Consider the following 20477-nt stretch of genomic DNA (forward strand, 5'->3'; position numbering starts at 1 on the left):
AACTGGCTGCGCACAGCCCTGCCGTTGGCCAAGCCACTGAGACGATGCTTATAGTGGACGTCGTTTCCCAAGTTGCGAGTGCCGCCCCATGCCAGCTTCCTTTCCCGAGCGCATCGACGCCTTCCGTATCGCCCGCCTGCCCGATATCCGCTTCGGCGATGGCAGCATCGCACTCTTGCCGACGCTGATCGCCGACTACGGCGAAAGGGCATTGGTCGTGACCGGCAGGCGCTCCTTCGTCGAATCGCCGCGCTGGAGCGAACTGATCACGGCCCTCGAAGCGCAGGGTACGACCTGGCTGCACGTCACCATCGAGGGCGAACCCTCGCCGCAGCGGGTGGATGCCATCGTAGGCGAGCATCGGGAGAACGATATCGACGTGGTGGTCGCCATCGGCGGCGGCAGCGTACTGGATGCCGCCAAGGCCGTCGCCGGCCTGCTGCGTCCCGGCAATTCGGTGATGGACCATCTCGAGGGCGTGGGTCGCGGCCTTGCCTATTCCGGCCCGGCGGTGCCGCTGATCGCCGTGCCGACCACTGCCGGCACTGGCAGCGAGGCAACCAAGAACGCCGTGCTCAGCATGCAGGGCCCGGAGGGTTTCAAGAAGTCGTTTCGCGACGAGCGGCTGGTCGCCGCCGTGGCGCTGGTCGACCCTGAACTGCTGGCGGGCTGCCCCAAGGCGCAGATCGCCGCCAACGGCATGGACGCCTTCACCCAGCTACTCGAATCCTACGTCTCGCTCAATGCCAGCCCCGCCACCGATGCCCTCGCCTGGTCCGGCATGCAGGCGTTCTGTCGTGGCTTCTGGCCGGCCTGGGAGATGGACCACCCCGAGGCTGGCCGCGGTTATAGCCAGATCGCCTACGCCTCGCTGATGTCGGGAATCACCCTGGCCCAGGCGGGCCTGGGCTCGGTACACGGGCTGGCCTCGCCGCTGGGCGCCTTCTTCCCGATCCCCCACGGCACGGTGTGCGGCACCCTGTTGGCCGAAGCCACCGCCATCAATGTCGCCGCGCTGCGAGAGCGCGAGCCGGGCGGTGCGGCACTGGCCAAATACGCCGAGGTCGGCCGCCTGGTCAGCGGCGAGCGCAAACGTAACGACCGCGACGCCTGCGATGCCCTGGTGGCGACGCTGCGCGACTGGACCCAGCGACTCGACATACCGAAGCTGGGCGCCTACGGCATGAACCAGGACGACTTCGATCGCGTGGTCGCCGGGGCTCGGGGCGGCAGCATGAAGACCAACCCGCTGGTGCTGACCGACGCCGAGCTGGTCACGCTGCTGGCGAGGCGGCTGTAGCTCGTCATTCGCTCAGGAATTCGTCCAGCGCCACGCAGGGATAGCCTGCCAGCTGCGCCCCGCCCTTCCCGCGCAGGAAATCGAGCACCCTGGCCTGCTTCCAGTCGTTGCGATAGACCAGCCCGAAGCTGAACGTCATGGCCGGCGAGAAGGGCCGCATCACCACGCCATCGCGCGGGGCGAGCTGGTCCTGGGCGGTGATCGGATTCATTACCGTGATGCCGACATGGTTGGCCACCAGCGCCGTGATGGTGCCGATGTTGGCCTCGGTCTTGCCGGCGATCTGCACCCGGTGCCGGCTGGCCAGTTCGAGTAGTGGATTGGTGCGGATACTTGGCTGGTTGCTGATTACCAGATGCTGGTCACGTAGGTCCTGCACGTCGACGCGCTCCTGTGCAGCCAAGGGGTGCTCCTGCGGTACCAGGCACACCGCTTCGGTGGTAAACCAGGGCTCTACCCTCAGTACTCGCGATGTGATGGGCAGGGTGACGAAACCGATGTCGGCATGGCTCGACTCCACCGCCAGCTGTACCTCATGGCTCGACATCATGTCGAGGCTGACGCTGAACTGCCGATTCTCTTCCAACAGCGCCGCCACCAGCCGGGGCACGAAGCCGAACGACAAGCCTGGCACCGCAGCGATGCGCAGCCGCGAGGTGCCGAACTCCTTGAGCGCCAGCACACTGTGGCGCAGCTCCTCGATATTGCCCATCAGGCGCAGGATTTCATCGTAGAGTTCGCGCGCCTCGGGCGTGGCCACCAAGCGGTTCTTCTCGCGCAGGAACAGCTGTATCCCCAGGTTCTCCTCGAGCTGGGCCAGCGAGCGACTCACCCCCGACTGGGTGATACCCAGGGTGCGCGCAGCCTGGGAAGCAGTACCCGCCTCGAACAGCGTCTTGAAGATGGCCAGCGCCTTTAGCGAGTGAATATTGACATCTGCCATGACTTTCACTCATTGAATTCGGTAAAAAGATCATATATTGAAATACCTAACGCTCGCTACCTACACTGCTGACAGCCGTTCACCAATACATAACGATAACGAGCGTTACATGGACTCATCACCTCTCTTCTACCAGGCCGGCCCCGCCCTGCCCGAAGTCAGTCACGCCCAAGGGGTTTATCTGTGGGACGAAGCCGGTCGGAACTACCTCGACGGCTGTTCCGGCGCGATCTCTTGCAACCTCGGCCACGGCCGCGGCGATATTCGAGACGCCATGCTTGCCCAGCTCGACCGCGTCGCATTCACTTACCGTACGCAGTTCGAGAATGCTCCCGCGGTAGCCCTGGGCCAGGCCCTGGTCGACCTCACCGATGGTGAACTCGAGAAAGTCTTCTTCGTTTCCAGCGGCTCCGAGGCGGTGGAATCGGCGCTGAAGCTGGCGCGCCAGTACTTCGTCGCCAAGAGCGAGCCCCGGCGGCGGCGCTTCGTCTCGCTGCGCCCCTCTTATCACGGCAGCACGCTGGGTGCGCTGGGCGTCACCGGCTATCACCCCCTGGAAGCCCCCTTCGCCGCCATTACCCTCGGCTCGCTCAAGGTGCCGGGTCCCGACCTCTATCGCCACACCGACGCCGACGACACCCGGCACGTGGAACGCGTACTGGCCGAGACTCGCGCGACCATGGAGGCGGCCGGTCCTGAGACGATCATCGCCTTCGTGCTGGAGCCGGTGGGTGGCGCCAGTACCGGTGCGCGCATGCTAGATCGCCGTTATCTCGAGGGTATTCGCAAGCTGTGCGATGAGTTCGGCTGCCTGCTGATTCTCGATGAGGTACTCACGGGAATCGGCCGCACCGGCGCCTGGTTCGCCTACCAGCACTACGGCGTGACGCCAGACCTGCTGGCCACCGCCAAGGGGCTGGGTGCCGGCTACTACCCGGTGGGAGCGGTCCTCGCCCGCGGCGATATCGTCGAGACGGTAATGGCCTCGGGCGGCTTCCAGCACGGCCACACCTACGCCGGCAATCCGCTGGCCTGCGCCACCGGGCTGGCAGTGATCGAGGCCATACGGCGTGAGCGCGTGCTCGACAACGTGGCAGCACGCGGCAGGGAGCTGAATGAGGGCCTGCTGGCACTCAAGGCCCGCTACCCCTGGATCGGCGACGTCCGCGGCCTGGGGCTGCTGTGGGGCGTGGAACTGGTCGCCGATGGCGACGCCAAGACCCCCTTCCCAGCCGAGCAGAACCGCTTCGCCCGGATCACTGCGCTGGCCAAGGAGGAGGGCCTGCTGATCTATCCGCGACGCACCCTGGACGGGGTAGCCGGCGACCACTTCCTGGTCACCCCGCCACTGACCATCGATGCCGCCGACACCGCCGAGCTGATCCTGCGACTCGAGCGCGCCATGGCGCGCTTCGACCTTGAGGTGACGGCTTCGACGCCCACGAATGCGCTGACATCCTGAACGCCGGAGGGAAAAGGCACTGACATGACGCTTCTCAACAAGAAATATCGCGCTATCGAGGAGGCCATTGCCGCCATCCCGAATGGTGCCTCGATCATGGTCGGCGGCTTCGGCTCCCCAGGCACGCCCTTTGCCCTGATCGATGAACTCCTGGCCCAGGGCCAGCACGACCTCACCCTGATCAAGAACGATGCCAATGAACCGGGCATCGGCATCGGCAAGCTGATCGAAGCCGGCCGTGTCAGCCGCCTGATCACGTCGCACATTGGGCTCAACCGCGCTGCCATCGCCGCAATGAACCGCGGCGAACTCGAGGTCGAACTTTTCCCCCAGGGGATTCTGGCCGAGAAGATCCGCAGCGCCGGTGCCGGCCATTACGGCTTTCTCACCGACATCGGCCAGGGCACCGAGATCGCCGCAGGTCGGCGCGAGATCGAACTGGGCGGTCGCACCTGGGGCATCGAGCCGGCGCTCTACGCCGACTTCGCCCTGGTTCACGCCGAGCGCGCCGACCGCTACGGCAACCTGATCTATCGCGCCACCGCCAGCAACTTCAACCCGCTGATGGCGATGGCCGCCGACACCGTCATCGCCCAGGCCTACCGGGTCGACGCGCCCGGCAGCCTGGCACTCGAGGCGATCCACACCCCCTGCGCCTTCGTCAGCCAGGTGGTAGAGGTCGCACCCGCCAGCAGTGAACAAGGGAGGCGTACCCATGTCGGCTGACCCGCAGCGCATTCTCGCCCGCGCGGCCCGCGAGGTGATCCCGGGGCAGATCGTCAACCTGGGGATTGGCTTGCCCACCCAACTGTTCCACTACTTGCCGGATGACCTGGAGGTGCTGGTTCACTCGGAGAATGGCGTGCTGGGCTGCCGCCCACGAGCCGAGGGCGAGGCGCCGGACTGGGACATGATCGACTCCGGCGGCGCCTACATCGCGACTCGTCCTGGCGCCAGCGTGTTCGACAGTGCCATGTCCTTCGCCATGATCCGTCGCAGTCGGGTCGACCTCACCTTCATGGGCGCCTTCGAAGTCGACGAACTGGGTAACCTCGCCAACTGGAAGATCCCCGGCAAGTTCTCGCCAGGCATCGGTGGCGCCATGGAGCTGGCCCAGAAGGTCAAGCGCCTGGTGATCCTGTGCTCGCACAACGATAAGCACGGTAACCCCAAGATCCTCTCACGCTGCCGCCTACCGCTGACCGCCGAGCACTGCGTGTCGCGCATCATCACCGACAAAGCCGTGATGGACGTGACGCATGACGGGCTCACATTGGTGGATATCGCCGAGGGGATCAGCGTTGCCGAGCTGCGCGAAGCCACCGAAGCCGACTTGATCGTCGACGACACTCGACTGGGAAGGTTCTGATGCTGACCGTCACCGAGAAGCGCATCGTCGAGCGCTGTGAGGCGCTGATGGAGGATACCTTGGCCCTCACCTGCGACCTGGTGCGCGGCTACAGCGTGCTGAGCGAGGAGCACGGCGCGCTGGAGACGATAGAGCGCTGGTTCGAGCGCCTCGACCTGCCGATCAGCCGAGTACCGCTGGATGCTCCCGGCTTCATCGAGCATCCCCACCGCGCCCCCACCGACTGGCCCTGCGAGGGACGCTACAACCTGGTGGCCCAGCTCAATGCAGGCGCACCGGGGCCGCACCTGGTATTCAACGGCCACCTCGATGTGGTGCCCGCCGAGCCCACCGATATGTGGACACGGCCGCCCTGGGAGCCATGGGAAAAAGACGGTTGGCTCTACGGCCGCGGCGCCGGCGACATGAAGGCCGGCATTGCCGCCATGGTCATGGCCGTTCAGGCGGTACGCGAGGCCGGCGTGGCCATCGACTTCCCGCTGACCCTGCAAACGGTGATCGAGGAGGAGTGCACCGGTAACGGCGCGCTGGCCTGCCTTCACCAGGGTTACAGCGGCGACTTCGTATTGATTCCCGAGCCCTTCGGCGCGCAGATCTATGCCGGCCAGGTGGGCGTGCTGTGGTTCCGCATGCGCCTGGATGGCGTGCCGGCCCACGTGCTCGACACCCGCGCCGGCAGCAACGCCATCGAGGCCCTGGTCGAGTACCTGCCCGCCTTCAAGGCGCTGGAGGCCGAAATCAACGGTCTGCCGCGCCAGGCACCCTACGATACGCTCGCCAGCCCCTTCAACCTGAGCATCGGCAAGATCGAGGGCGGCAACTGGGCCTCCAGCGTACCGGCCCACGCCATCCTCGAGGGCCGCGTCGGCTTCCCGCCGGGCATGTCGCCCAATGTGGTCATGAACCGCGTGCGACACTGCATCGCGGCGCGCCATGCCGAGCTTGGCGATGGCAGCCCAGCACCGCGGGTGGAGTTTCACGGTTTTCGCGCCGAGGGCTTTGTGGTCGACCTCGAAACGCCGGGCATCGCGCTGCTCTCGCGCTGCCACCAGGACCTGCACGGCGAGCCGCCGCAGCACTATCTCTCCACCTGCACCACCGACCTGCGCGCCTTCCACGTCAGCGGCGAGATCAACGGCACCTGCTACGGCCCGGTGGCCCAGCGCATCCACGGCGTCGACGAGTGCGTCGAGATCGACTCGATCCGCCACGTGCTGACCACCTACGCGCTGTTCATCCATCGCTGGGCGGAAATGGCCAAATCGGAGGGACAGGCGTGATGAAGGATGTCTTTCTGGTCGACTATGCCCGCAGCGCTTTCACCCGTGCCCACCCGCGCAAGCCGGAGGTGGACGGCTGGGCCGACACCCGCGGCGATGCCCTGCTCGCTAAAGTGATCGACGGTATGCTCGCCCGTACCGACCTCGCCCCCGAAGCGGTGGCGGATCTCAGCATCGGCTGCGCGCTGCCGGTCAAGGAGCAGTGGAGCTTCGGCGGACGCTATCCGCTGTGGCTCTCTCAACTGGGCCCGAACGGCCGCCGTTGCGCCAGCCGCCAGATCGACCAGCAGTGCGGCTCGGGGCTTGCCGCCCTGCGCAGCGCCGCCCGCGAGATCCAGGCCGGCGCCGTGGAAGTCGCCATTGCCGGTGGCTTTGAAAACATGACCCGCGTGCCAATGGGACCCGCGCTGTTCAAGGAGGGCGTGCTGACCTCGCCTGATACCCTGCGCGATGCCGCCTGGCTCGAGTTCGATGTGGCGCTGAACATGGGCCTCACCGCCGAACGTCTGGCCCAGGCAGCCGGCATTGGACGCGGTGAGATGGACGCATTCGCGCGGGAATCTCACCGCCGTGCCACCCGAGCCGACGCCGCGGGCCACTTCGACCGCGAACGCCTGGCACTGGTCAATGGCGCAGGCGAGACACTCGAGCGCGACGCCAATATTCGCCCCGATACCAGCCTCGAGCGCCTTGCCGGGCTCGATCCGGTTTTCCTCGAAGGCGGCCGGGTCACCGCCGGCAACAGTTCGCCGCTGACTTCCGGCGCTGCCGCGACGCTGCTGATGTCATCCGCTGCCGCTGAACGCCACGGCGCTACGCCGCTGGCTCGCATCGTTGCCTTCACCGACGTCGGGGTGGCCCCGGAGCGCATGGGCGAAGGCGCTGCCGCAGCGGCCGAGCAGGCACTGGAACAGGCTGGACTGGTGGCCACACAGATCGACGCCTGGGAGATCAACGAAGCGTTCGCCGCCGTGCCGCTGCATGCCATGTACAAGCTCGGGCTCGATCCCGAGCGGGTCAACGTCTGGGGCGGTGCCCTGGCGCTGGGCCATCCGCTGGGAGCCACCGGCATACGCCTGGCTGGCACCCTGGCACGGATTCTCACTCATCGCGGCGACCGCTACGGCTGTGCCACGGCCTGTGTAGGCGGCGGCCAGGGCATCGCCGTGATCCTCGAAAGGGTATGACCACCATGTTTGAAAGGAGGTGTACATCAGCAAGGCCCGCTCCGCTTGGCAGGGCGAGCATCAACCAGGCATATCGCGATACCGATCGCTTGGTAGATCCACAAATCACATAACAATGGCAGGAATCGACATGACAACTTACATGACAACCTATAAGAAAGCGTTTCATCGTCCTCTTATTGGCGCCATGGCACTGCTTGGCATCATCTCCTTCGCCAGCTTGTCGGCCCAGGCGCGAGATCTCCCCGAGATTCAGGATGACGTCTTTCAAGTGGCCAATTCTGGCGCCTACCCTCCCTTCAGCTATGTCGACACGTCCGGCAACCTGGTCGGTTTCGATGTGGATATCGCCGAGGCCCTGGCCGACAAGATGGGCGTCGAGGTCAATATCCAGACCTCTCCGTGGAATGGCATCGTCGCCGCCCTGGCCGGTGGCCGCTTCGATGCCTGTATCTGCAGCATGAGCGTCACGGAAGAGCGCGAACAGGCGGTCGACTTCACCGACAGCTATTACAGTTCGGGACTCTCCATATGGGTTCAGGAGGGCACCGATGACGTCAACAGCATCGATGATTTCGCAGGCAAGCGAGTCGGCTCCACCCTGGGAGAAACAGGCAACCAGTGGGCCACCGAAAATGGCAACGGAAAATGGCGCAACCAGACCTTCCAGGGCTTGCCCGACATGCTCAACGGGCTCACCACGGGACGCATCGATGTCATGATCGCCGACGATATCCCCGTTTACGTGGCACTCAATGACGGCAACATGGCCATCAAGCAGGTGGATGTCGGCGAGCTGCCCAGCTGGCCTGCCGCCATTGCCATTCAAAAGAACAAGCCAGAACTCAGGGAAGCCCTCAATACGGCGCTGGCCGAGATCAAGGCAGATGGCACCTATCAACAGATAGTCGACAAGTGGATCGGCGAAGGGGTCGAGTTCGACTAGTCACCCCAGGGCAGCAGGGCGCGAGCCCTGCTGACCCTAATCAGTATTCTTATTTCTTATTACAACAACAGAGTAAAGGGGCTCATGGACATCAACCTGATGATCGAAATATCGCCGCTGCTGGTAAAGGCGGCCTGGGTAACCATCGATATATCGGCTCGTGCCCTATTCTTCGGCTTCTTTATCGCCTCAACGCTAGTGTCGCTTCGAACCTCACGGCTCCCCCCCGTTCGCTGGCTGGCACGCGCCTACATCAGCGTCGTTCGCGGCACTCCCTATTTCGTGCAGCTGTTGCTGGTCTTCTATGGAGGGCCCGCCGTCGGGCTGCGCCTGGACCCTTTCACCTGCGGCGTGGTGGTCGGTGCCTTCAACATCGGCGCCTACATGAGCGAGGCCATTCGTGGCGCCATCGAATCGGTCGACAGTGGGCAGAACGAGGCGTCGCGGTCGCTGGGATTTGGGCGCTTCGCGACGCTTCAGCACATTATCCTGCCTCAGGCGGCCGGTTTGATGATTCGCTCGATCGGGGTACTCGCCATCATCCTGGTCAAGAACTCATCGCTAGTGTCCATCATTTCGGTGGTCGAGCTGACCTACCAGGCTCAGCGCCTGACCGGCTCCACCTACAAGCCCCTGGAAGTCTTTTCGCTGAGCGCCTTGATGTACATCGTCATCATCTATGCGGTCATGGGCATCGTTGAGCTTCTCTACCGTCGCGCCACGCGATACACCTATTTATAGTGACTATTTATAGCGACGATGAACCGATGAACCCGTACCGCCGGCCATAGAGCAATCAGGGTAAGCCACCATGGAATTCGACTTCAGCCCCGTCATCACCTACTTTCCAACCCTCATCAAGGGCATAGGCGCCACGCTTGTGATTGGCCTGGTGGTCGCCATCATGTCAATCATCGGCGGTCAGATCGTCGCCGTGATAACACTCTATACGAAGAAAGTCGTAAATTGGCCGCTGCGCTTCCTCATCTGGCTATTCATGACGACACCGCTGCTTCTGCAGCTCTACTTCCTGTACTTCGGCATTGGGCAGTGGATACTGATACCGGCCATCGTGGTCGGCGTTCTGGGGCTTGGTTTCCACTACATGGCCTATAACGCCGATATCTTCATCGCCACCATCAAGTCAGTCTCGAGCGGCCAATATGAAGCCTCACGATCGCTGGGCTTCGGTCATCTCGCCACTCTCTTTTATATTATCCTTCCGCAGGCCTTCTATCGCGCCATTCCCCAACTCGGCAACAACATGATCATCATGGTAAAGGACATTGCGGTCCTCTCCGCCATCGGCATCGCCGAGCTGGTCTATCTCTCGCAGTATGCCATCAGCGTGACGTTTCGCCCTTTCGAGTTCTATATCACGATTGCCTTCATCTATTACCTGATCAATATCCTGATGGAAACCGGCCAAGCCTGGGTGGAGCGCCGTGCCGCCGCCCGCCGCTAGGAATCGCTAGCCGATTTGTTCAGCATTTCCTAACAAGGACCTAACATGACAACAGCAACAACAGACATTCCCATGGTCGAGCTCAAGGGCGTCAAGAAACGATTCGGCGACCTCGAAGTACTGAAGGGTATCGACCTCAAGGTCGAACGCGGCAAGATCATCTCCATCATCGGCCCGTCGGGATCGGGAAAGAGCACGCTGCTGCGCTCCATCAACAACCTGGAGGTGATCGACGAGGGCAGCATCCTGCTGGATGGCGTGCAGGTCAACCGACCGGACCTGAAGGGTCTAGCCTTCGAACGCCATATCAACCATATCCGCCAGAACATGGGCATGGTGTTTCAGCACTTCAATCTGTTTCCCCACCTTTCGACGCTGGAGAACGTGACGCTGGCGCCGAGAAAGCTGAAGGGTATGGGGGCGAGCAGCGCCCGTGAACTGGGCATGGAACTGCTGGAGCGAGTCGGGCTGGCGGACAAGGCCTCGGTCTACCCCAGCGCTCTCTCGGGCGGCCAGAAGCAGCGTGTCGCCATTGCTCGCGCCCTGGCCATGCGCCCCAAGGTCATGCTCTTCGACGAGGCGACCTCAGCCCTGGACCCCGAGCTGGTGGAAGAAGTGAACCTGGTCATGAAGGGCCTCGCCGAGGAGCACATGACCATGCTCATCGTCACCCACGAGATGGCTTTCGCACGCGACGTGTCCGACTGGGCCATGTTCATGGACGGCGGTGTAGTGGTGGAGGAGAACACTCCCGATCACCTGTTCAGCCATCCTGACCAGGAGCGCACGCGTCACTTCTTGCGCAAACACCTGGGGAGCCAGACATAAGGACACCCTTGACCAGTAGGCAGGAGTCGATATCGCCCCGCGTGACGATCGAGCTTATCCGAAGCAGCCTCTGAATCGCAGCGGGGAGGCCAATTGGCCTCCCCGCTCGTTTGTCTCTTGGCCGCCTGGGCTCAGGCGCAGTCCGCCGCGCCTTCACCGAACATGTCGAACAGCAGCTCGCGACCCATGGCAGTCAACACGAAACGGCCCTGATCGTTGTAGACGGCTGCCTCACTGCTCTCCAGCACGCGCTGGCAGGCACTCCACTCCCGGGAGGCTTCGCGCAGCTGGTGCAGGGCGCGGCTGTCGAGCCCGCGGAAGGGAATCGTGATGGTTTCCAGCACATGGCCCTGCTGGTAGAGCAGAAAGGCAGCGTTCGACAGACACTGGCGCAGGCTGCGCTGGATGGCGGCATTGGGCGTGGTGTCGATCGGCATGTGCGCATCCTCTCCCATGGGTTTTGCTGCGCTGCATATTAACACCAAAGTCTAACGCTACCAAGGTCGAATAATTTTAGGACAGCTCCTGGCTGAGAGATGAGGCGCAACTAAACGGCAAAGCGCAACGAAGCGTCGTTGAAAGGGTCAATGGAAAGAAGCAGGATCGCCACGGCCCAGCAAGAGGGAAACCTGAATTCAGGAATAGGGGGCCGAAATGGAGGCAGCCCCGACAGCCACATCCCGGCACACGCGGCCACCACTACCGTTGCTCCCTTCCGGGCCTGGCGGGGTTTGCGGTTTAGCGTTGCGGGAGGACCGACGGGGCCACCACGACATGATACCTCAAGGGGCATCGAACCCGGTCTGCATCAATGGCTTGCCGAGTGCGCGTGCACTATACCAGCGGGCGCGCAGGCCAGCAAGGGCGCTCGGCAAGCGATGGGGAACCCACCATGTGAAACGTTGATATTTCGTGTAGGGTGAAGTGAAAGCGAGACACAAGCTCGACCACCAAACGCTCAGGAGGGACCTCCCATGAACAAAGATCCCAATAAGGGCTATATCGCGCTGCTTGGTTGGAGTCTCAACGCCATCGAGGCCGCCGAGAATTTCGACCGCCGCTATATCGTAGTGGCACCGGAATGGGCGGAAGAGTACTGCCAAAAACATGATATTCCTCACGTTTCATGGAATTTCGAACGCTTGAACGACCGTTCCATGGAGATCGCCGAAACCTTGCAGGAAATGGGTGTGGACGTGGCGATTCCATTGTTCGAGGAGACCGTCGAATGGGCAGGTGCCATCAATTCGCTTCTGCTCGACAAACCGCGCCTTTATGGTCAGTCGTTGTTGCTGCGCGACAAGGCGCTGATGAAGCGTCGCGCCCAGCTCGGCGGCATTCGCGTCGGTATCTTCGAGGAGGCTCACGACAAGGGTGACGTGATCCGCTTCCTCAAGCGCGTCAACCAGACCCTGCTCAAGCTCGACGGTGACCCCAACGACCCCATTCACCTGAAGGCCTTCGACAAGGCCGGTTGCCTGGGGCATCGCGTGATCCGCACACCCGACGAGGTCGATACCATTCCCGACGAGGAGTTTCCGGTGCTGATGGAGTCGCACCTGGACGGCTGGGAATTCGCCGTCGAGGCGTGGATCCACGACGGCAAGATCGCCTTCCTCAACATTTCGGAATACGTCACCCTGGGCTACTCCGTGTTCGTTCCCGCTTCGCCGGAGCTCGAACAGTACCGCCCGCAGATCACCGCTCAGATCGAGAAACTGATCAAGGCGTTCGATATCGATTTCGGTCTGATTCACCCCGAGTACTTCGTGACCAGTGACGGCGAGATGTACTTCGGCGAAGTCGCCTATCGCCCCCCGGGCTTCAAGGTGTTCGAGCTGCTCGAGCGGGTCTACGGTTTCAACGCCTATCAGGCCAGCATGCTGGTGTTCGATCCCAAGAGTACCGCCGAGGAGGTCAAGGCTTTCTTCCCCAGGGAAGTGGAAGACGCCAAGTGCTACGCCGGCTGCTTCGGCGTCTACCCGCGACGCCGCGTGGTCAGCCGCCTGGAGATCCCCGAAGAGGTCGAGGACGACCCCTACTTCGAATCCCACGAACTCACGCCGCCCATGGAAGAAACCGTGACCAAGCGCACTGCCTTCGGCACGCATTGGGGGCTGATCTACTTCAAGGGGGAAGACCCTCATCGTCTGAGAGACTTGCTCAAGCATCAGGAAGAACTTGATTTCTATGTCTGATCAAGGCGTCATGGCACCACAGCCTGATCACAAGGAGTCGGCGTGACCACGAACCGGCACACGCATGAGCCCAACCCGCCAGCGGAAGATGACAAGCTCCGCGGGTTGCTGGCAAACCTCGACGAGGCGACCACCCTGCTCGGCGAGGCGCCCGACTTCGCCAAGCCGGGCAAGGTCTCCCGCGTGCTGGATACGGCGCGCCGCGTGCTGCTCCAACCCGGAGGCGCCGCTGCCCTGGAGACCCGCGCCAAGGCATTCGAGGAAGCCGGCGTGTTCCTGGGCTCCGACTGGGCCACGCCGCAGTACCTGCTGCCTTCGCTGACCACCCATGCGCTCAAGAGTCCGGATGCCAACACCGTGGTGATCGAGGCCATGAGCGAGCTGCGGCTGCTGGCGGTGGCCAAGGGCGAATACCTGCACGCGCTGATTTCTGCCGAGCAGGCCCACCACTATCTGACCCAGGTCCTGGCAATCAACCTCTGGCTGCTGTTCAGCGCTCCCAGCGAGGCGGAGCGAGAGACCCAAGGGCGGCTGGCGCAGATTCCCCGCTATCTGTTCCACCACCTGGCCGAACGCATCGGCTACGAGCACATCATCGACAAGCTGATCGAAGAGATCTGGCGCATCCTCCAGCAGCGCCCGATCCAGGTGGAAGCGGTCAAGCAGATGATCACTCAGATCGCCATCTGCCAGGCCGACCCCAACATCGATCTTGGGTCCAGCGGCCAGGGTGCCGATCGCCTGGTGAGTTCACTCTATGGCCCCACCCGCGCCTCCCGGGAAGACCCCGGGCTCGAGATCTATCGCGAACGCCTGGGGAGCATGGACAACACCGCCCTTCAGGGTGAAGCCACCGGCTTTGCCCGCGCCATGCACGACACGGGGCTGGTATCGCCCTACCACCCGGTGCTGCTGCGCCACTTGCTGGACCACAGCGACCACCTGCTGTCCGAGGCCCTGGGCCTCTCCTCCACCGGTCGTGACTGCTTGCTGTGTTATCGCGAGCTTGCCCACGCACTGATTCGAGGCGCGGTGCATCCCGCCACGCCCCAGGCGGTATATGGCCTATCGTTGATGCTGGAGCGTGGCATTCTCTACCAACCCCCGGTTGCCCCGGCGATGTGGCGACAGCTGGGCCTGCCACTCTCCGAGTGGTCCCAGGCGCGCCTCAACCTCGCCTTCGGCGAAGCGGTTTCCCCGCGCGCCAGGCTTCTTGAAGGCGTGCTATGCATGCTCGGTCTGCCGCTCGGCGTTGGCCAAGGCAACAACCCGACCTGTCAGTCGGCGAGGGCACTCTCCATGTGGGCCTACAACGACCCCGACTATCTCTTGCAGATGGTGGCCTGGGCAGCCCGCGACGACGATATCATCATGCATTTCGAGGGGATGCCGCTCTCTTCGATGGCGAGCGAGTCCGGCGTAGCCGACACACTGCCCATGGATCTCGATCCGGTGTCACTGATCGTGGTACCGCACCTGGACCGCATCTATGCCGAGATGGGCCGTCGCTGCATCGGCCGCGAAGGCGACCCGCACCGCTGGGTCAACCCGGAATTCCATGGCTGGTGGGCGGGCCGCGGCTTTCGCATCAATGTAGATGTCGCCACCGGCCAGCTTCACGAACTCGACACGTTCCTGCGCCACTTCTATGCCAGCTACCACCCCTACTACAACGGCAACCAGCCACTCATCCACCCGCAGCCGGCCGGCATCGCCGTGACCGACAATGCAGCCCGCTTCATCGGCTGGCACGCCATCACCATACTGCGGGTCTCGCTCGACCCGGACGATGTAATGCGGGTCTATTTCTTCAACCCCAACAACGACAGCGGCCAGGACTGGGGCGATGGCGTGCTCGTCAATACCGCCGGCAAGGGCGAGCGCTTCGGCGAGGCGTCCCTGCCCTTCGAACAGTTCGCTTCACGTCTGTACATCTTCCACTACGACCCCCTGGAACGTGGCGAGCTGGCCCAGGTCAGCCAGGAAGAACTCGACCAGGTAACGCAATACATTCATCGCAGTTGGGGCATCGACCGAGTGCCGGCGGCGGATCTCCAAGCGGATGCCGGCCCACGGTCTCCGGATCAGTGAACACCTCGCTGACGCTGCCCTTGGCGATGCTGTAGCCAGCGCACCCAGAACGGGGCGAACAGCATCAGCGCCACCATGCGCAGCAGGTGGTGGAAAGCGACGAAGACGGGGTCGAGGTCAAGCGCCACGGCAAGTATCGCCATTTCGCCGATGCCGCCGGGGGCCAGCGCCAACAGGGCTACGTCGCGAGGCACATCGAGCAGACGATGAATCAGCTCGGCAAATCCGGCCAGCACCGCTAGAGCCAGCAGCGTAGCGATGAAGGCTTCGAACAGGTAGCGGCCAAGCCTTGCCGAAGAGAGCCCACGAAAGCGCGAGCCAATCGCGCAGCCGAGCACCCACAGCATCACGTTCATGCCCCAATCCGGCAGGCTCAGGCTGGCGACACCAAAGCCGGAGAGCAGGCCGGCGAAGAGCAGTGGTGTGAGCAGCGTATGGCTGGGCAGCCGCAGCCACCGCCCCAGGGGAAACAATAGCGGCAAGGCCAGCAGCATCCAGGCGGCTTCGAAGCCGTTTTCGATCTCGCCCGCTTGCTGCGCCGCCCCGCCCTCGTAGGCCCAGAACAGCGGTGGCAGGATCATCACCACCAGGATGATCCGCAGCGACTGGGCGATGGCAATGCGCCGCGGGTCGCCGCCGCCCTTCTCTCCCATCAGGATCATGGCCGTCATGGCACCGGGTGCCGAGGCGAACCAGGCGCTCACCGAATCGAAGCCGCAGCGGCGATACCAGGCCGCCGCCACTGCAGTGGAAACCGCCACGCCGAGCAGCAGCAGCATCGCCGAAACCGGCCAGTCGAGCACCCGCTCGGCGAGCTGGGGGGTCACTTGGCTCCCCAGCACCAGGCCGAGCACGCCGAGAAAGGACTCGCGCAGCGGTTCGGGGATGCGCACGTCGATACCCTTTGCCGACACGATCAGGTTGGCAGCCAGCGGCCCCAGCATCCATGCCAGCGGCATACCGATGAAGTGGAAAATCAGCCCACCCAGTACTCCGACGGCCAGCGATCTGACCAGTGCCGTTCCCTCGCTTCGCTCCACGCGGCCCCCTTCTGTGAAGGAAGCACTGAACAAATCGGCGAGCGAGATGAAGCGCAAGGCGCACGGAGCACAGGAACCGGAGCATATGGGGTATATGTGAGGATTCCGCGCACCGCGCAACGCAGTGCTTCGCTCGCGCAGGCATTTGTGCAGTGTTTCCTTAACTGGCTAACGAAATGATTATGCCATAATGCCTGCCTCGCTTCTGGCTGCCGGAGTCCCTGCCATGCCCCGCCTCGATCAGTTGCTCGTTTCCAAGGGCCTGGCCCGCTCGCGCACCCGTGCCCAGCGGCTGATTCGCCATGGGCGGGTGAGTCTGATGGATACGGGCCGCGTGCTGGGCAAGCCGGGCGAAAAGCTGCCCGAGGAGACGCGCCTTGTCGTGACGGAAGACCCCGAAGAGCGCTACGTCTCGCGGGCAGGGCTGAAGCTCGAGGCACTGATCGAGGCGCTGGAGTTCGAGCTGAAGGAAAACCTGGTACTCGACGTAGGGCAATCTACCGGCGGCTTCACCGACTGTGCCTTGGCCTTCGGCGCGCGCCACGTGATCGGTGTCGAGGTGGGCCATGGCCAGCTCGATGCCGAGTTGCGCGGCGACCCCCGCGTGACCTGCCTGGAGGGGCTCAACGCCCGAGCCATGGTCGACGAGCCTCGCCTGCATGAGGCGCTGGCAACGCAGGGAGCCGAGGCGCCCGATACTGCAGTGATGGACGTCTCCTTCATCTCGCAGACGCTGATCCTGCCGCAAATTGCCGCCCTGCTGCGCCCCGGCGGCGAGCTGCTGAGCCTGGTAAAGCCCCAGTTCGAGGTAGGGCCGGGCGGCGTCAATTCACGCGGCATCGTGAGCGACCCAGCCCAATATGCCAAAGTGGAAACCGCCATTCGTGCGTGTTGCAGCGAGCAGGGGCTCGACATTCGGCACTGGCAGGAGAGCCCGATCGCCGGAGGCGACGGCAATCGGGAGTTTTTGCTATACGCAGTGAAGCGCTGACGATGCCTCAGCGCCCGCCATCGCCCCCATCGCTGCCGCCATCTCCAATCTCTATATCGCCCGGATCGCCACCTGCACCCGGTGGCGGGTGGTCGAGCTTGCGCTCACCGCCCGGTGTCACACTCTGCACTTTTTTTGTTGGCCCTCCGCTACGGTGCAGCCAGACGTCGAGCTGGTTGAAGGCGATATCGATACCGTGTTCGGCGAACAGCTCGCCGACCCGGCAGTTGATCTCATCGGTGGCGAAGAGCCGGTCCCCCAAGGCGTTGACGAAAATACGCAGCTCGAAGTTGAGGGTGCTCTCGCCATAGTCCATGAAGAATACCTGCGGCTCGGGGTCGCCGAGCACCCGCGGGTTCTCGTCTGCCGCCTGTCGTAGCAGCCGATGTACCAGCCGCTGGTCCGAGCCATAGGAAACACCGAAGGCCAGTACCACCCGAGTAATCGTATCCGACAGCGACCAGTTGATCAGTTGGTCGGTGACGAAGGTCTTGTTGGGAATGATGATTTCCTTGCGGTCGAAATCGGTCACCGTGGTGGCCCGGATACGAATTTTGCTCACCGTGCCGGTGAGGTTGCCCAGGGTGATGGTATCGCCGATGCGCACCGGCCGCTCGAACAGGATGATCAGGCCCGAGACGAAGTTGGCGAAGATCTCCTGCAGGCCGAAGCCCAGGCCCACGCCCAGCGCCGCCACCAGCCACTGCAGTTGGCTCCAGGCCACGCCCAGGGTAGCCAGCGCCACCACCAGTCCGGTACCGACGATGGTGTAGGAGAGCAGCGTCGAGATGGCGTAGGCGCTACCCTGCTTGAGCTCCAGCCGCGACAGCACCACGACCTCGAGAAGCCCTGGCAGGTTGCGCGCCATGACCAGCGTCAGCACGACGATCAGCGCCGCGGTGAAGATATCGGCAACCGACAGGGCACTGGTGACGAGTTCGGCGGCCGTGCCTTCTCCCGCTTCCCAGATCGCCACATCGTCCAGATAGCCCAGCACGGTGAGCAGGTCGGACCACACCAGATAGAGCAGGAGCGCAAAGCCGATCAGCAGGATCAACTTGGAGAGACGCAGAGACTGCTGGTTGATCTGCTCCATGTCCAGCGGCGGTTCTTCCACCACTTCGAGGCCGCCCTCGGCACCCTCCTGTGCCTGGGTTCGCCGCCGCATCAGCGCCCGCCTGAACGCCAACCGGCGGGCCGCCACGGCCAGGCCGCGCACCACCGACGCTTCGACCAGGATCCACATCGCCAACAGGTAGAGCGTGATGACGAAACGGCCGATCAGGCTCAGCGCGGTATATTCGAAGCCAGAAACGATCAGGCCCGCCAGTACCAGCGGTACGGCGGCCATGATCAACCCCAGTATCAGGCGGAACAGCTTGACACCAAAGAATGGCGTGTGGGCCAGGATCAAGCGGGCCAGCAGGACGCTCATGGCCACCATCCCGGCCAGCAGCAGCGTCAGTGCAATGGGCCGTGTGGTCAGGCTGATTTCGCCATCGCGAGCCAAGGCGGAGATCAACAGCACCGGTATCAGTGCCACGCCAAGCCAGCCAAGCAGCCAGCGCAGCCTCGAAACATAGCCAGAGGGCCAGTAGAAGTGCTTGGTCGCCACCCCATCGCGCACCAGCAGGCGTCGCGACCAGGCGATGAAGGCCCAGGCCAGGGCCAGGTGCAGGAAGGCCTGCCCCAGGCCCGAGGCGATACCGGCCTCGATACCGATCAGCGAAGTGCCGATGCCGGCCAGGGTCAGCGGCCCCGGCAAGGCCAGCAGGGCGTTGAGACCAACCGCAATAGGTGTATGGGCCTGGGAATCGCTGCGCAACCGACCGATCTGCTCGTGCAATGCGGCCAGCCGGCGTTGGATGCGACGGCGCAGTCCCAACAGTAGCCCCGCCACCAGCACGAAGGGAGCACCCGCCAGGGCCTCGGCCCCGGGGATACGCCAGTGTACCGGCAGCACCTCGCGCCACTCGCCCTGTTGCCACTCGGTGGTCAGGTTGGCGGGAAGGTGGCGGAACCAGGTCAGGTCCAGCGGACGGGTATTGGCGATCCAGAACAACTGCTCGTCGATGGTGGTGCGTAGCTCGCGCGAGGTTTCCAGCAGCTGCTGCTGGTTGAGCTGCAGCTCGATGGCCGCACTCAGCAGGCTGCCGTAGGTCTGCTCGAGCTGATCCACCAGTTGACGGCGCGAATGATAGAGCCCCTGCAGGGAGTCGACCAGCGCCTGACTGACCTCGACCCCGGCCTCCTCGAGGCGCTGGTTGGCCAGGCGTTCGCCCTGGCGAAGGGCATCGCGCTGGCGTACCAGATCGAACTGGCGCAGGCGCAGGTCGGCGATCTCGTCCTGCAAATTGCCCCTGGCATCGACCTGAGGCAGAGAACGGCGCTGCTCGCGCAAGATGCGCGACAACAGCAGGCTGCCGCGAATCGCCTCGATCTGCTCGTTGAGGCTACGCTGCAGTTGACGCACGTGATCGAGCTGGCTGCGAATGGCCAGGCTCTCACGCACCAACCCATTGTGGCGATCGTTCGCCCGCAGCAGTTCGAGACTGAGTTCGCGGTTGACCTGCTGGGCGCGTTCTAGCACCGGATGGCCGGCCTCGAGCAGCGGATCGTCACGCGCGGCATCGGCAATCGCCTGCTCCGAGGCCATGCGGCGCTGACGGTCGATCACGCTCTGCAGCAACGCCAGCTCGGCTTCCTGACGCGCAATCTGCTGGGTCAACAGGTCGCGCCGCTGCTGCGCCAGTTCGCGCAACCGCGTGTTGCTGCCCAACTCACGCTGGCGCAGCCGCAGCGTTCGTTCGGCCAGGCGCCGTTCGACCTGCAGCTGCCACAACCGGGGCGAGTCTTCATTGGCACCCTGCCCTTCCAGCGCGTCGAGTGAGCGGCGCGAACGCTCGGCAGCCTGCATCGCCTCGGCGATGGCCTGCTGGGCCCGCTCCGGCAAGGTCTGGGCGGAAAGCAACTGGGCGTTGACGTCGGCCAGGCGGTCCTGCTGCTGCTGCAGTTCGAACACGGCCTCCTGCTGGCGGTATTCCAGCTCATCCAGCGGGACGTCGTCGAGTTCGGCTATCGAGCGATCGAGCGCCGCCTCCTCCTCTTGCAGCAGTTCACGCTCCAGGCGCAGCAGCTCGGTGGGGGCATCCTCGAGCCGTTGCTCCAAGGCCTCGAGCCGCTCCTCGACTCCCTGCAACTGCTCGAGTGCAGCCAGAGTTGCCTCCAGGGCGTCGATATCGCGCTGCTCGGTGTCCGTTACGCTCCCGCCCTCCTCGGGACGCAGCTCGGCCAGACGCTCTTCCACCGCCCCTCGTTCGGGCAAGGTATCGTCGGCCACCACACGACCACAGGCAAGCAGCAGCAACAGTAGAAAG

Annotated in this window: 17 protein-coding genes and 1 other RNA gene; 13 read left to right on the top strand and 5 right to left on the bottom strand. The window is 63.8% G+C overall.

Translation table 11 applies throughout. The features are described 5' to 3' along the window. Positions 1–88: 88 nt before the first annotated feature. Positions 89–1300, top strand: a complete 1212-nt coding sequence (locus tag ACUY1T_RS10675; RefSeq protein WP_446022605.1) for an iron-containing alcohol dehydrogenase — start codon at positions 89–91, stop codon at positions 1298–1300. Positions 1301–1304: 4 nt separating this feature from the next. On the opposite strand, the gene ACUY1T_RS10680 is transcribed toward ACUY1T_RS10675, so the two are convergent. Beyond that, positions 1305–2243 carry a LysR family transcriptional regulator gene (locus ACUY1T_RS10680; protein WP_446022606.1) on the bottom strand — a complete coding sequence of 313 codons (939 nt, stop codon included), beginning with the start codon at positions 2241–2243 and terminating at the stop codon, positions 1305–1307. A gap of 109 nt (positions 2244–2352) precedes the next feature. Between ACUY1T_RS10680 and ACUY1T_RS10685 the strand changes: the two genes are divergently transcribed. From ACUY1T_RS10685 to ACUY1T_RS10725, 9 genes are all read left to right on the top strand, one after another. Further along, positions 2353–3705: an aminotransferase family protein gene (locus tag ACUY1T_RS10685; RefSeq protein WP_446022608.1), complete on the top strand. Its 1353-nt coding sequence runs from the start codon at positions 2353–2355 to the stop codon at positions 3703–3705. A 24-nt stretch (positions 3706–3729) separates the two neighbouring features. Then, a complete protein-coding gene (locus ACUY1T_RS10690; RefSeq protein ID WP_446022610.1) occupies positions 3730–4431 on the top strand; it encodes a CoA transferase subunit A in 702 nt (233 codons plus the stop codon). After that, positions 4421–5074 carry a 3-oxoacid CoA-transferase subunit B gene (locus tag ACUY1T_RS10695; RefSeq protein WP_446022612.1) on the top strand — a complete coding sequence of 218 codons (654 nt, stop codon included), beginning with the start codon at positions 4421–4423 and terminating at the stop codon, positions 5072–5074. The genes ACUY1T_RS10690 and ACUY1T_RS10695 overlap by 11 nt, the downstream gene beginning before the upstream one ends. Then, entirely contained in the window at positions 5074–6354 is a 1281-nt protein-coding gene (locus tag ACUY1T_RS10700; RefSeq protein WP_446022614.1) for an ArgE/DapE family deacylase, read from the top strand. Before ACUY1T_RS10695 ends, ACUY1T_RS10700 begins: the two co-directional genes overlap by 1 nt. Further along, on the top strand, positions 6354–7541 hold the full coding sequence (locus ACUY1T_RS10705; protein ID WP_446022616.1) for an acetyl-CoA C-acyltransferase: 1188 nt from the start codon (positions 6354–6356) through the stop codon (positions 7539–7541). Before ACUY1T_RS10700 ends, ACUY1T_RS10705 begins: the two co-directional genes overlap by 1 nt. Before the next feature lie 142 nt (positions 7542–7683). Further along, positions 7684–8487 carry a transporter substrate-binding domain-containing protein gene (locus ACUY1T_RS10710; protein ID WP_446022618.1) on the top strand — a complete coding sequence of 268 codons (804 nt, stop codon included), beginning with the start codon at positions 7684–7686 and terminating at the stop codon, positions 8485–8487. Positions 8488–8571: 84 nt separating this feature from the next. After that, complete coding sequence (locus ACUY1T_RS10715; protein ID WP_446022620.1) at positions 8572–9228, top strand: amino acid ABC transporter permease; 657 nt, start codon at positions 8572–8574, stop codon at positions 9226–9228. A gap of 70 nt (positions 9229–9298) precedes the next feature. Continuing rightward, positions 9299–9952 (top strand): amino acid ABC transporter permease, encoded by a 654-nt coding sequence (locus ACUY1T_RS10720; protein WP_446022622.1) that lies wholly within the window; start codon positions 9299–9301, stop codon positions 9950–9952. Between the two features lie 72 nt (positions 9953–10024). Further along, a complete protein-coding gene (locus tag ACUY1T_RS10725) occupies positions 10025–10780 on the top strand; it encodes an amino acid ABC transporter ATP-binding protein (protein WP_446022985.1) in 756 nt (251 codons plus the stop codon). Positions 10781–10911: 131 nt separating this feature from the next. Here the strand turns inward: ACUY1T_RS10725 and ACUY1T_RS10730 are convergent, their stop codons facing one another. Beyond that, positions 10912–11217, bottom strand: a complete 306-nt coding sequence (locus ACUY1T_RS10730) for a hypothetical protein (RefSeq protein WP_446022624.1) — start codon at positions 11215–11217, stop codon at positions 10912–10914. Between the two features lie 227 nt (positions 11218–11444). After that, an RNA gene (gene ffs / locus ACUY1T_RS10735) (signal recognition particle sRNA small type) lies at positions 11445–11541 on the bottom strand. A 213-nt stretch (positions 11542–11754) separates the two neighbouring features. Between ffs and ACUY1T_RS10740 the strand changes: the two genes are divergently transcribed. Beyond that, positions 11755–12978, top strand: coding sequence for an ATP-grasp domain-containing protein (locus ACUY1T_RS10740; protein WP_446022625.1), 1224 nt, complete (start codon positions 11755–11757; stop codon positions 12976–12978). Between the two features lie 42 nt (positions 12979–13020). Beyond that, positions 13021–15069 (top strand): hypothetical protein, encoded by a 2049-nt coding sequence (locus ACUY1T_RS10745; RefSeq protein ID WP_446022627.1) that lies wholly within the window; start codon positions 13021–13023, stop codon positions 15067–15069. Here the strand turns inward: ACUY1T_RS10745 and ACUY1T_RS10750 are convergent. Continuing rightward, positions 15063–16109, bottom strand: a complete 1047-nt coding sequence (locus ACUY1T_RS10750) for an AbrB family transcriptional regulator (RefSeq protein WP_446022629.1) — start codon at positions 16107–16109, stop codon at positions 15063–15065. The two genes, ACUY1T_RS10745 and ACUY1T_RS10750, sit on opposite strands and share 7 nt — an antisense overlap. Positions 16110–16335: 226 nt before the next feature. Here ACUY1T_RS10750 and ACUY1T_RS10755 point away from each other — a divergent pair, with 226 nt between their 5' ends. Beyond that, the gene (locus ACUY1T_RS10755; RefSeq protein ID WP_446022631.1) at positions 16336–17100 is read left to right on the top strand and encodes a TlyA family RNA methyltransferase; all 765 of its coding nucleotides are present in this window, start codon (positions 16336–16338) and stop codon (positions 17098–17100) included. Positions 17101–17107: 7 nt separating this feature from the next. On the opposite strand, the gene mscK is transcribed toward ACUY1T_RS10755, so the two are convergent. Beyond that, entirely contained in the window at positions 17108–20470 is a 3363-nt protein-coding gene (gene mscK, locus ACUY1T_RS10760; protein WP_446022987.1) for a mechanosensitive channel MscK, read from the bottom strand. Between the last annotated feature and the right edge of the window lie 7 nt (positions 20471–20477).

The organism is Billgrantia sp. Q4P2, from assembly GCF_052806135.1.